Origin of the sequence: Nocardia aurantiaca, from assembly GCF_009708175.1 — a bacterium.
In the GTDB taxonomy this organism is placed as follows: Bacteria; Actinomycetota; Actinomycetes; order Mycobacteriales; family Mycobacteriaceae; genus Nocardia; species Nocardia aurantiaca.
This window is the reverse complement of sequence record NZ_WMBB01000023.1, coordinates 43,537-55,226: the sequence shown is the minus strand read 5'-3', so window position 1 is coordinate 55,226 and position 11,690 is coordinate 43,537. Positions and strand designations below refer to the sequence as shown.

Below are 11,690 nucleotides of genomic sequence, written 5' to 3'. Positions count from 1 at the left end.
GGATGCGGTTCGCGGCCCGGCTCGGTTCTGCAGCGAGGGAGTGAGGGAGCGTAGCGACTGAGCGGAGGAGTGAAGAACCGAGCTAGCAGGGTCGCGGACGGCCGGAGCGGAGCGGAGGCAATTGGATACAGCAACTCGTGGACTGCGAGTGGCGATGATGACTCGCGAATACCCGCCGGAGGTGTACGGCGGGGCGGGAGTCCATGTCACCGAGCTCGTGCCCCGATTGCGGCGGCTGTGCGATGTCACCGTGCACTGTATGGGGGTGGTGCGCCCGGATGCCGTGGTGCACCAACCGGATCCGATGCTCTACGCCGCGAACTCGGCACTCCAGATGATGTCCGCGCAGCTGCGCATGGCCGATGCCGCGAGCTTCGCCGACGTGGTGCACTCGCACACCTGGTACACCGGATTGGCCGGGCATCTGGCCGCGGAGCTGTACGGGATTCCGCATGTACTGACCGCGCATTCGCTGGAACCGCGGCGGCCCTGGAAGGCCGAGCAGCTGGGCGGGGGCTACCGGCTCTCCTCATGGTCGGAACACAATGCCATGACGTACGCCGACGCGGTGATCGCGGTGAGCGAGGGCATGCGCGCCGATGTGCTCGCCGCCTATCCCGATATCGATCCCGCCAAAGTTCATGTGGTGCACAACGGCATCGACGCCGATGTGTGGCATCCGGGCGAGCCCGCACTCGGCTCGCGGGACGTGCTCACCGAACTCGGCGTGTCACCGCAGCGGCCCATCGCGGCGTTCGTCGGGCGCATCACCCGGCAGAAGGGCGTCTCGCATCTGCTGGCCGCGGCCCGGCATCTGGATCCGGACATCCAGCTGGTGCTGTTGGCCGGGGCCGCCGACACCCCCGCCATGGAGGACGAGGTGGCGGCCGCGGTCCGCGCGCTGCGGACCGAACGCGACGGCGTGTTCTGGATCAAGGAGATGCTGCCCACCGAACTGGTGCGGCAGGTGCTCGCCGCCGCAACGGTTTTCGTGTGCCCGTCGGTGTACGAGCCGCTGGGCATCGTGAACCTGGAGGCCATGGCCTGCGGGACAGCGGTGGTGGCCTCCGATGTCGGCGGGATTCCGGAGGTGGTGGTGCCCGGGGAGACCGGACGCCTGGTCCACTACGACGAGACCGCGCCGCGCGACTACGAACGCGCCCTCGCCTCCGCCGTGAACACCCTCGCCGCGGACCCGGTCACGGCCGCCGCGATGGGGGCGGCGGGCCGCGATCGAGCGATCGGCGCCTTCGATTGGAACCGGATCGCCGCGCGGACCGCGCACATCTACGACCAGGTCCGCAAGGGGTAGCGGGGGCGCCGCGTCAGTCGGTCAGGGGGTACCGCATGAAGACATCAGCTCGGTCGTACGGGCTGGGCGGCAGCTCCGAAGGCGGGACGTGCACGAAGCCCATGGCCTCGTACAGGTGCACGGCGCTGGCCAGGCGGGCATTGCTGGCCAGGAAGAACTCCTTCGCGCCCAGTGCGCGCACCCGCTCGATGGCCGTGGCCAGCACCACGCGGCCGATGCCGCGGCCCCGCAAACGCGGCGACACCGCCATTTTCGACAGCTCGAAGATCCCGGGTTCCTCCTGGACCAGGGCGACACAGCCGACGGCCTCGCCGTCCAGCCGGGCGATGAGCACCTCGCCGCCGTGCTCGACGATCGCTCGCGGGTTGTCCAGGATGGCCAGATCGGCGGGCTCGACCGCGAAGATGGTCTCGATCCACTCCAGGTTCAGGTCCTTGAAGGCGCGGGCGTCATCCGGCGAGGACATCGGCGCGACCATGAGCGAATCGAGTTCGGGGGCGCGGGCTTCCGTCTGCTGAGTCACCACAAAAGCATGTCGGGCGCCGAACTATAACGTCCAATACTTGATAGCTGCGATCAATATGATCAGCTTATGAAAACCGGGGTGGAGCTGCGGCACCTGCGCTATTTCCTGACGGTCGCCGAGGAACTGCACTTCGGGCGCGCCGCGACGCGCCTGCACATCGCCCAGCCCGCACTCACCCAGCAGATCCAGCGCCTCGAAACCCTGCTCGGGACCAGGCTTTTCGAACGGACCTCCCGGACCGTAGCCCTCACGCCCGCCGGGGTCGTGCTGCGTGAGCGCGCCGGCGCGCTGCTCGGCCACGCCGAACGTGATCTGGCCGAGGTCATCCGCATCGGCCAGGGCAGTCAGGGCACGCTCTACCTCGGCTTCGTCCCCTCGGTGCTGCCGCTCGAGCCGCTGCGCGGGGTGCGCGAATTCCGCGAGCGCTTCCCCCTGGTCGAGGTCGATCTGGTCGAGGGTTTCACCAGCCATCTCATGGAGCGCCTCGCCAATGGCACCCTCGACATGGCCATCGTCCGCGATCCCGACCCGCGGCCCGGCACGGTGACCGTGCCCCTGGTGACCGAGCCGTTCATGGCCGTTCTCCCGGCCGATCATCCGGACGCCGATCGCGCCGGCCTCACCGGAGCCGAACTGGCCGCGAACCCGCTGGTTTTCTTCCCCCGCGCCGCGGGCGGGCTCGCCTATGAGAAGAATCTGGCCCCGCTGCTGGAGTCCGGGCGCCGCCCGCACATCGTCCAGGAGGCCACCAACTGGACCATCATCCTGTACCTGGTGGCCGCCGGCCTGGGCGTCACCATCGCCCCGCGCAGCGCCACCTTCACCGCCCCCGAATCCGTCCGCATGATTCCGCTGATCGGTACCGACGCCGACACCACGATCTATCTCGCCACCCGCGCGGGCGACGACCGCCCCCTTGTCCAGAACCTGCTCGACCTGCTCCCGAATCCGCCACGCGAATAACCGTGGGCGAGTGCCCCGCTCAGCGTCGGCGATACACCGACACCATCACCGAGGCGGTCACCGGCATCGGATCCGGCAGCGCCGCAATCCGTTCCGCCCGCCGCTCGGCGGCGTGGTGCGCCGACGGCCCCATGGCCGCCACATTCGACACATCCGCGTGCGAGAGCTTCATCGTGTACTCGACCGCGTCCCGCGCCACGAGGACGAACAGCTCTCCGAGCGATTCGGCGAGCCGATCCGCCTTGGCCGCGTCCACACTCACCATCCCGAGCGGCTCGATCAGCTCACCCAGATGCCGGGAGGTCGGCGTCACCACGATGAACCGCCCGTCCTCCGCCAGCACCCGCGCCACCTCGTCGGCATTGCGCGGTGCGAACACCGATATCACCGCGCTCATCACCGCGTCCCGCACCGGCAACCCCCGCCAGGCGTCGGCCAGCACCGATCCGGCCCGCCCGTGTGCCCGAGCCGCCCGCCGCGCCGCCGCCTTGGACACATCGAGGGCGATTCCCCGGGCTCCGGGCACGGCATCCAATACGGCGGCCGAGTAGTACCCGGTCCCCGCGCCGATCTCGAGTACTGCCGGGCCGCCTACCGTGCTTTCCCGCACGGCCGAATTCGGAACCGCCATCGAATTCTCCGCCGGCGTCGTGGACCGGTCGACGGATGATCGCCCAGGTGCGGCGGGGTCCTTCACGCGGCTGCTGCGGTCCGCGGACCGGCCTCCAGCGGCGAGCCGGTGATCGGCATCGTCCGCGGGCCACTGCCCACCGGGCGCTGTGGCCGATGTGGCGCGAGCGGTGGGTTCGGTTTCGGATGCGGGGGCCACGCCCGCGGACAGGAGGGTGGTGGCCAGTCGCGCCGCGGAGGCCGCGGCGACGGACGTCCCTGGCGTGGCGATTCCGGTGCGGAACCGGCGGCGCCGCGCCGGTGCGACTGTGCCGGGTTCGTCTGGATTGCCGGAGCATCCCGGGTCCGCGACCTCACCTGGTGCCGGTCGACGCTTCGCTGCGGCGGCAGCCGTGGACGCCTTCGCTCCGAATACAGCTGTGTTGAAACCACGGGTTGTGATGGCGGGCACGGGTGGTGCCGCCGGGGGTGGCCCGGCATCGGGCCGGGGGATGGCTGTCGCGACCGCGGCGGCGACAGCGTCGGCAATGGGTGCGAAATGTCCGGCGGCTTGGAAGGCGGCGCGGGCATCGAGCATGGCCGGGGTGTCGCCGGTCATCTTCGTGGACGCACCGGTGAGGAGGCTGACGTAACCCTGCTTGGCCAGGTCGAAGCTGTGGCCCTGTGGACACCGCAGGGCCCGTGCGGGTGGGTCGCCGGCAGCCGCGAGGGCGAGGCCGCACTGCGGGCAGGCCAATAGATCGGCACAGGCCAGGAGCCGGACCGCGGGGGCGGGCTCGATCGTGCCGAGAGGTGGGGAATATGGACTGTTATTCACCGTGGTACCGGTAAGCCGGGGTGCGGGGCGGGAGCCCCGGAAATGTCGCGGGGGTTCGGGAGGCGAAGCCTCTGAGAGTCCCGAGAGTTGGGCTTACCGGCACCGGCGAGTCGAGCTGTCAGCTGGTGACTTTGATGAGTTCGTCACCGAGCGCCGCGGCTTCATCCGGCGTGAGCTCAACGACCAGACGCCCGCCACCCTCGAGTGGAACCCGCATGACGATTCCACGCCCTTCCTTGGTTGCCTCGAGGGGACCGTCCCCGGTGCGGGGCTTCATGGCCGCCATCCTCTGCTCCCTCCAGATCTGCGCGGTCTACTGCGCACTTTCATGGAACTCCAGTTGTCACCAACCAGGCAGCCCGCCGGCATGTGGCGGGCTGCACCATGCCCATTCTTCCCTATCGCGGATCGGGGCGGGTACCTGAGTTCCAAAAACCGACCGCCGTGGCGTTCAGCGAGTACTCACATTCACCCAGCAATCGGCGATGTGATCGTCTACCATCCCCGTCGCCTGCATGAGTGCGTACGCCGTCGTGGGCCCCACGAATTTGAACCCTCGGCGCTTGAGTTCTTTTGCGAGAGCGGTGCTTTCGGCTGTGACAGCGGGCACATCGGACAGGCTCCGGGGCCGCTTGCGTGGGGCCGGGGCATAGGACCAGAGCAGGGTGTCCAGGCTCGCGCCGAGATCGCGGGCAACTCGCGCATTGTGGACGCTGGCCTCTATTTTGGCTCGATTGCGAACAATGCCCGGATCCGCCATGAGGCGTTCCACATCGGCATCCCCGAACGCCGCCACCCGTTCGATGGAGAACCCCTCGAATGCCGCCCGGAAGGCGGGCCGCTTCCGCAGAATTGTGATCCACGCCAACCCCGACTGAAACGCCTCCAGGCACATTCGTTCGAATAGCGCGTCATCCCCGTGCAGTGGGCGTCCCCACTCCTGATCGTGGTAATCCCGATAAAGCTGAGATCCCTCCGACCATCCGCACCGAATCAAACCGTCGAGGCTCGCTTCCGCGGTCACCGCGCACCCGGCTCTTCGCCGCGTTCGGCGGGGACGGCGGGCTCGGTCGATTCGGCCGGCAGCACCTGGGGCATCGCCGCCTCGCCGTTCGACTCGACGATCCGTTGTGGCGATACCGGCTCCGTCGGTGCAACGGGAGCGACGGCGGCCTGCTCGGTCGTCTCGGGTGCGGTCGCGCGGGCGAGCTGTCCCTCGAGTTCGTCGATACGGGCGGCCAGCCGGGTCAGAGCCCAGTCCACCTCGCCCGCCTTGTACCCCCGGAACACCTGCTGGAAGCGCAGCGCCCGCACATCGCAACCGCTGATCCCCGTCGCGGGCAGCACGGTGACAGTCGTCCCCTCCGGCAGCGGCCCGAGCTCCTCCGACCGCCCGAAGATCGCGCTGGCCACCAGGAACAGCAGCGCGGCGATCAATCCGACGATCAGCACGTACAGCAGCATCGTGAGCATGCCCCCGAGCTTAGGTGGAGCACGCGTTCGGGTCCGCCCTCGCCCCTGGCGGAAACCGGCCCTCGAATTCAGTGCTCCCCCATAGGGAGAACGAGCCGCCGTCATCCCGGCGCGTTTTCGGCCGGGATCCACGGCGGACAGGGTGGATTCGGGCCGAGAACGCGCCGGAATGACGCCATGCGTTACCGGCCCGAATAGCGCTGGTGCGCTACAGGTGGCGGGTGGTGTCGATGGACAGCGACATGCCCGCCAGGCCGCGGCGGCGGACGGCCAGCTTGTCGGCGATGTCGAGCAGGGCCTTGCCAGAGGCGCTCTCGGGGGCGCGCAGCACGATCGGGGTGCCCTCGTCGCCGGCCTCGCGCAGCTGTTGCTCGATCGGGATCTGGCCCAGCAGTGGGACATTCGCGCCGATGGCCCGGGTCAGGTTGTCCGCCACGGTCTGGCCGCCGCCGGAGCCATAGAGTTCCATGCGGGTGCCGTCGGGGAGGTCGAGCCAGGACATGTTCTCGATGACGCCGGCGATGCGCTGGCGGGTCTGCAGGGCGATGGAGCCCGCGCGCTCGGCGACCTCGGCCGCGGCCAGCTGCGGGGTGGTCACGACCAGGATCTCCGCGTTCGGGATGAGCTGGGCCAGCGAGATGGCCACGTCACCGGTGCCGGGCGGCAGGTCCAGCAGCAGGATGTCGAGGTCGCCCCAGAAGACGTCGGCCAGGAACTGCTGCAGCGCGCGGTGCAGCATCGGGCCACGCCACACCACGGGTGTGTTGCCCTGGGTGAACATGGAGATCGAGATGACCTTCACGTCGTGTGCGATGGGTGGCATGATCATGCGCTCGACCTGGGTGGGCCGCTGGTCGGTGCCCAGCATGCGCGGCACGCTGTGGCCGTAGATGTCGGCGTCGAGCACGCCCACCGAGAGGCCCTTGGCGGCCATGGCGGCGGCGAGATTGACGGTGACCGAGGACTTTCCGACGCCGCCCTTACCGGAGGCCACCGCGTAGACGCGGGTGAGCGAGCCGGGCTGGGCGAAGGGGATGACCGGTTCGGCCGCATCGCCGCGCAGCTTGCGGCGCAGCTCGGTGCGCTGCTCGTCGTTCATGACGTCCAGGTCGACCGTGATGGCGCCGACTCCGGCCACGTCGGCGACGGCCTTCGTGACCCGTTCCTGGATGGCGGTTTTCATCGGGCAGGCGGACGTCGTCAGGTAGACCACAACGTGGACACTGCCGTCCGCGCCGACCTCGACACTCTTCACCATGCCCAGTTCGGTGATCGGTTTCCGGATCTCCGGGTCGTTCACCTTCGCGAGCGCGCCCCGCACATCCGATTCCGTAACCACTGGCATGGGCCCAAGTCTAGGAGCGCCCTCGGCCGTGCCGATTTCGCCCTCCGCTTGTGCCCCGACCGGGCGCGGCGGCGTGGTCAGATTCGGGGCAGCGCGGCGGGCGACGGCGAGACGCCGGAGCCGTACGCGGTCTCCCATGCCATGACGTTGGCGACGTAGGCCATGGAGTTGTTGTAGCGCAGGATGGCCCGGGTCTGCTGGCCCGGATCACGCATGTCGAGGCCGCCCGAGCAGAGGTACTTGCCGGCGGTGAGCGCGGCGTCGTACATGTTCTGCGGATCGGCGATGCCGTCGCCATTGCCGTCGGCCGCGTACTTGCGCCAGGTCTCCGGCAGGAACTGCATGGGGCCCACGGCGCGGCGGTAGTTGCCGGACAGACCGTCCAGGTCGCCGCCCTCGGCGGTCTGGATCACGTTGTTGCCGTAGAGACTTCCGTCGAGGACCGGGCCGTAGATGGGCCGCAGCGGATTGCCGTCGTCGTCGACCTTGCCGCCGAAGCCGTGCGTGGATTCCACCCGGCCGATGCCGGCGAGCATGTTCCACGGCATATTGCAGGTCGGATTCTCTACCGCCAGAACATGTTCCGCGTTCTCGTAGGCGTCGAAGGCGATGCCGGGCATGCCGAGCGGTCCGGCGGGACGGGCGGAGGGCGCCCGGTCCTCGGACAGCGCGACCGACTTGACCACCGGGGGGCCAACGGGCGCAACCTGTTTGGCTTCGTGCAGCAGGGGTTCCGGGGCAGCGGCGGGAACCGCCGCCTCGGGTTCGGGTAGCTGTTCCGCGCCGTCTCCGGCCAGCTGTTGCTGGACGGCTGCCGTGAGCTTGTCGGCGATGTTCCCGTCGCCCGCTCCGGTAACTGTGGCCAATCCTGCGGGCACCAGCCCGGTCAATGCGATGACCGATCCGCGTCGAACTCTGGGGACCGGGGGTTTGCGGTGACGACCCACTGTGTGGTGACCCTCCATTGCCATCGGTTGATACCGGGGAGATGCAACGGAGGCCACGTTACCTTATCCGAGACCTTCTCGTTACCCCTTCGTGATCAACTCTCTGGATTTGAAGGAATCGCAAGTCAGACGCGAGTTCCGGAGCGCCGCCCCGCAACTCGCGAATCGCACATTCGCTACGGGACGGGCGCGGGGGCCGGGGCCGGGAGCGGAATCGTGATGCCGAACGGCAACGTGATGCCCGGGGCCGGGGTGGTGGTCTCCGGCGTGGATTCGGCCGGCGCGATCGGCTCCGGGTCGGGCGTCTTGGACGGCGTGACCGTTTGCTGGTCCCGCGGTTGCTGGACCGCCTGCTGCGGCTGATCCTGCGGCTTCTGCTCCTGCTGACCCGTCTGGGTGTTGCAGGTGGTGACCGCGGTCTGATCCTTGACCACCGGCTTGCCGTCGGGACCGAACTGCTGCTCGGCCGGCTGGCCGTGCTCGGGCTTGGTGCCGTCGTCGGCGGCCGCGTCGCCGGGAACCTTGTCGGTCTTCTGATCCGGCTGCGCCGGAACCGTCGCCTGCTCACAGGGATTCGCGGGCACGACCGGGGCCGGGCAGAAGATGCCGCACGGGATCGGCGGCAGGCCCGGAATGGTGATCATCACCTGGGTCGGCGTCTGCGTCGTGGTGGCCGGCTGCGTGGTGTCCGCCTCGGAGGTGGCCGGAATCGTGGTGGAGGCCACCGTGATGTCCGGGCCGCTGACCGGAACGTAGTTGTTGGGCACCAGATCCGGCGAGATGCTCACCTGCTGCGGCGTGCCGCCGGTCTTGTACGCATTGGCCCAGCTGAGCACATTGGCCGCGTACGACACCGAATTGTTGTAGCGCAGAACGGCCCTCAGCTGCTGCTGTGGATCCGCCAGATCCATGCCGCCCGAGCACAGGTACTTGCCCGCCGCCAATGCCGCGTCGAAGACATTATTGGGATCCGGTGTGCCGCTGCCCTTTCCATTGGCCGCGTAGATCGACCAGGTGCTGGGCAGGAATTGCATGGGCCCGACGGCGCGCACGAAGCTGCCGTCGGTGGCCTTGATGATCTCGTTGCCGGGCAGTGTCCCGTCCAGGGCCGGACCGTAGATCGGGCTGACCGTGGTGCCCGCGGCGTCGGTGCGGCCATTGTTGGCGTGGTTGGACTCGATGCGTCCGATGCCCGCCAGCAGATACCACGGCAGATGGCAGTTCGGGTCCGAAGACTGCAGTGCCAGTTCGGCATTGCGGTAGGCGGCCAGCACGATCTCCGGGATGCCGAGCACGCCGGCGCCGCCGGGCAACGCGATGTCCCGCAGCGGGACGGTGCCGCCGAACAGGGGTGTGCCGTCGGCCGGCGGGGTCATTGCGCTGAGTTTGCGGGGGGCCTCCGGAGCCGCCGGAACCAACCCGACGGTCTGATCCGCGGGGGTTTCGGCGGGGCTGTCGACACTCGCGTTGCGGGCGGAGGCGGCCGCCAGCAACGCGTCCGGCGCGGCCTGTGGGGCTGCGATATGGACGGTCGTATTGGTGGCAGAACCGGCGGTGACCATGCCTGCTATCAAGAGCGCCGACGCTGTCACTGGAGCAGATAATCTCTTCGCCACCACACAATCCCCTCAGTCGTGCGGCCGGTGCCCCGTGGTGACACTCATGGCGCGGTAGTGTCTGGGTCGGTCGCTCGGAACAACGTGATCCAGGTTACCCATCAGTCAGCTCGTTCGGTACACGTTCTGTGGTCAGTCGCCATCTTTTTGTGCCGAAATCGCGACCTCGCCAGGCTTTCGCTCGGTACTCTTCTTTGCCTTCTTGACCTTGGCGACATCATCGCCGACGGCCAGCTTTTCCAGTCTGGTCAGGAATTCCTTGATGTCATCCAGTTCCCGGCGCACGTAGTCGCGCGTGGCGACCTCGCCGACGGCCAGCCGCAGTGCGGCCAGCTCGCGCGCCAGGAATTCGGTATCGGCCTTCGTCTGGGCCGCTCGCGACCGGTCCTCCTCCAGCGAGACCCGGTCGCGATTGTCCTGCCGGTTCTGCGCCAGCAGGATCAGCGGTGCGGCGTAGGCGGCCTGGGTGGAGAACGCGAGGTTCAACAGGATGAAGGGGTACGGGTCCCACTGCAGCCGCAGCGCGAAGACATTGAGCACGATCCAGACCACGACGATCACGGTCTGAATCACCAGATAACGCCCGGTGCCCAGGAACCGGGCGACCTTCTCGCTGGTGCGGGCCATGGCCTCGGCGTCCCAGTCCAGGCCGCGGAAGCGGCTCTCGACCGGGGTCTCCAGGCGGCTGCGCGCGCTGAGTTTGTCGAGCCGTTCGCTCATGCGCGGCCTCCCGTCCCCTCGATCACGGGCACGCCGTGCACATCGTGATGGTCCTCGTCCTGCTCACGCCAGTCCTCCGGCAGCAGGTGGTCGAGCACGTCATCGACGGTGACGGCTCCCAGCAAATGATTCTCCGCGTCCACCACCGGGCCGCACACCAGGTTGTACGTGGCGAAATAGCGGGTCACCGCGGTGAGCGGGGCGTCGGGCCGCAGCTGCACCAGATCGGTATCGACGATGCCGCCGACCAGGTTCGCGGGCGGTTCGCGCAGCAACTGCTGGAAGTGCACGCAGCCCAGGTAACGGCCGGTGGGGGTGGCGGTGGGCGGGCGCACCACGAACGCCATGGAGGCCAGGGCCGGGGTGAGTTCGGGATCGCGGATGCGGGCCAGCGCCTCGGCGACGGTGGTGGACGCGGTGATCACGATCGCGTCGGGCGTCATCAGACCACCGGCGGTGTAGGGCGCGTGCTCGAGCAGGCGGCGCACCGGTTCGGAGTCCTCCGGATCCATCAGCGCCAGCAGCGATTCCGCCTCGCCTTCGGGCAGCTCGCCGAGCAGGTCGGCGGCGTCGTCGGGGTCCATGGCCTCGAGCAGGTCGGCGGCGCGTTCCACACCGAGCTGTTCGAGCAGGTCCACCTGGTCGTTCTCGGGCAGCTCCTGGACCACGTCGGCGAGGCGCTCGTCGTCGAAGGCGGCGGCGACCTCGATGCGTCGTTTGAGTGGCAGTTCGCGCAGCATGTGCGCGACGTCGGCGGGGCGCATGCCCTCGAACTGCTCGAGCAGTTGGGTGACGTCCTGGCCGGGCAGGTTCAGCTCGGTCTGGGTGAGGCCGCGCACCTGCGCCCAGTCGACCACGTGGACCGCGCCGCGGCGGCCGAAACCCACGCCCAAGCGGCGGCGTTCGCGCACCGCGACCCGGGAGACCACCCAGTCGCGGGTGCGGCCCTGCTCGATGCCCAGGTCGACCACCACGACGTCCACGCCCGCCAGCTGCGGCAGCTCCGGATCGGCGACGCGGACGGTGGAGTCGAGAATCTGTGCGATGGCCAGCAACTCGCCGGGCCGCTGCTCGAAGCGGCGCACGCTGATGGTGCCGGTGGTGAGGGTGAGCGCGCCGGGCTCGATGGCCTGGACCCGAAGCATGGGCACGAAAATCCGCTTCCGGGTGGGCAGTTCGACGAGCACACCCAGGACCCGGGGTTGCTGGCGGTCGTACCGTATCGAGATCACGATGTCGCGGAGGCGGCCGATAGACTCGCCGTCCGGTCCCAGTACCACCAAGCCCGCCAGCCGGGCGGCGAAAACCTTCGTCGCTGCCATGTTTGGTAAGGCTAGTGGG

General features: G+C 68.8%; 11 protein-coding genes and 2 pseudogenes. 2 read left to right on the top strand and 11 right to left on the bottom strand.

Annotated features, from left to right (window positions below):
* Positions 1-142 precede the first annotated feature (142 nt).
* Positions 143-1,312: a glycogen synthase gene (gene glgA / locus GLP40_RS32325; RefSeq protein ID WP_154791822.1), complete on the top strand. Its 1,170-nt coding sequence runs from the start codon at positions 143-145 to the stop codon at positions 1,310-1,312.
* Between the two features lie 13 nt (positions 1,313-1,325).
* On the opposite strand, the gene GLP40_RS32320 is transcribed toward glgA, so the two are convergent.
* A complete protein-coding gene (locus GLP40_RS32320; RefSeq protein WP_328290920.1) occupies positions 1,326-1,835 on the bottom strand; it encodes a GNAT family N-acetyltransferase in 510 nt (169 codons plus the stop codon).
* A gap of 69 nt (positions 1,836-1,904) precedes the next feature.
* Between GLP40_RS32320 and GLP40_RS32315 the strand changes: the two genes are divergently transcribed.
* A complete protein-coding gene (locus GLP40_RS32315) occupies positions 1,905-2,801 on the top strand; it encodes a LysR family transcriptional regulator (RefSeq protein WP_154791808.1) in 897 nt (298 codons plus the stop codon).
* Between the two features lie 19 nt (positions 2,802-2,820).
* On the opposite strand, the pseudogene GLP40_RS32310 reads toward GLP40_RS32315, so the two are convergent.
* The 10 genes and pseudogenes from GLP40_RS32310 to GLP40_RS32265 form a co-directional block, all read right to left on the bottom strand.
* Positions 2,821-3,414, bottom strand: a pseudogene (locus tag GLP40_RS32310) (methyltransferase domain-containing protein); the annotation flags it as partial.
* 645 nt (positions 3,415-4,059) lie between these two features.
* Positions 4,060-4,248: pseudogene (locus GLP40_RS35190) on the bottom strand (putative RNA methyltransferase); the annotation flags it as partial.
* Between the two features lie 118 nt (positions 4,249-4,366).
* On the bottom strand, positions 4,367-4,534 hold the full coding sequence (locus GLP40_RS32300) for a DUF3117 domain-containing protein (RefSeq protein WP_084528678.1): 168 nt from the start codon (positions 4,532-4,534) through the stop codon (positions 4,367-4,369).
* A 165-nt stretch (positions 4,535-4,699) separates the two neighbouring features.
* Positions 4,700-5,272, bottom strand: coding sequence for a DNA-3-methyladenine glycosylase I (locus GLP40_RS32295; RefSeq protein WP_328290919.1), 573 nt, complete (start codon positions 5,270-5,272; stop codon positions 4,700-4,702).
* Positions 5,269-5,721, bottom strand: coding sequence for a DivIVA domain-containing protein (locus GLP40_RS35185; RefSeq protein ID WP_154791807.1), 453 nt, complete (start codon positions 5,719-5,721; stop codon positions 5,269-5,271). Before GLP40_RS35185 ends, GLP40_RS32295 begins: the two co-directional genes overlap by 4 nt.
* A gap of 208 nt (positions 5,722-5,929) precedes the next feature.
* On the bottom strand, positions 5,930-7,066 hold the full coding sequence (locus GLP40_RS32285) for an Mrp/NBP35 family ATP-binding protein (RefSeq protein WP_154791806.1): 1,137 nt from the start codon (positions 7,064-7,066) through the stop codon (positions 5,930-5,932).
* A 77-nt stretch (positions 7,067-7,143) separates the two neighbouring features.
* Positions 7,144-8,013 carry a lytic transglycosylase domain-containing protein gene (locus tag GLP40_RS32280; RefSeq protein ID WP_407671740.1) on the bottom strand — a complete coding sequence of 290 codons (870 nt, stop codon included), beginning with the start codon at positions 8,011-8,013 and terminating at the stop codon, positions 7,144-7,146.
* A gap of 176 nt (positions 8,014-8,189) precedes the next feature.
* Positions 8,190-9,587 (bottom strand): lytic transglycosylase domain-containing protein, encoded by a 1,398-nt coding sequence (locus GLP40_RS32275; RefSeq protein ID WP_230330150.1) that lies wholly within the window; start codon positions 9,585-9,587, stop codon positions 8,190-8,192.
* Between the two features lie 174 nt (positions 9,588-9,761).
* Positions 9,762-10,349, bottom strand: coding sequence for a DUF1003 domain-containing protein (locus GLP40_RS32270; RefSeq protein ID WP_154791804.1), 588 nt, complete (start codon positions 10,347-10,349; stop codon positions 9,762-9,764).
* Complete coding sequence (locus GLP40_RS32265; protein WP_154791803.1) at positions 10,346-11,671, bottom strand: magnesium transporter MgtE N-terminal domain-containing protein; 1,326 nt, start codon at positions 11,669-11,671, stop codon at positions 10,346-10,348. Before GLP40_RS32265 ends, GLP40_RS32270 begins: the two co-directional genes overlap by 4 nt.
* Between the last annotated feature and the right edge of the window lie 19 nt (positions 11,672-11,690).

Bases quoted from the DNA above. Each gene is read 5' to 3' on its own strand.
- GLP40_RS35185 (WP_154791807.1), bottom strand. From the start codon at position 5,721: ATGCTCACGATGCTGCTGTACGTGCTGATCGTCGGATTGATCGCCGCG.
- GLP40_RS32270 (WP_154791804.1), bottom strand. From the start codon at position 10,349: ATGAGCGAACGGCTCGACAAACTCAGCGCGCGCAGCCGCCTGGAGACC.
- GLP40_RS32300 (WP_084528678.1), bottom strand. From the start codon at position 4,534: ATGGCGGCCATGAAGCCCCGCACCGGGGACGGTCCCCTCGAGGCAACC.
- GLP40_RS32265 (WP_154791803.1), bottom strand. From the start codon at position 11,671: ATGGCAGCGACGAAGGTTTTCGCCGCCCGGCTGGCGGGCTTGGTGGTA.
- GLP40_RS32285 (WP_154791806.1), bottom strand. From the start codon at position 7,066: ATGCCAGTGGTTACGGAATCGGATGTGCGGGGCGCGCTCGCGAAGGTG.
- GLP40_RS32315 (WP_154791808.1), top strand. From the start codon at position 1,905: ATGAAAACCGGGGTGGAGCTGCGGCACCTGCGCTATTTCCTGACGGTC.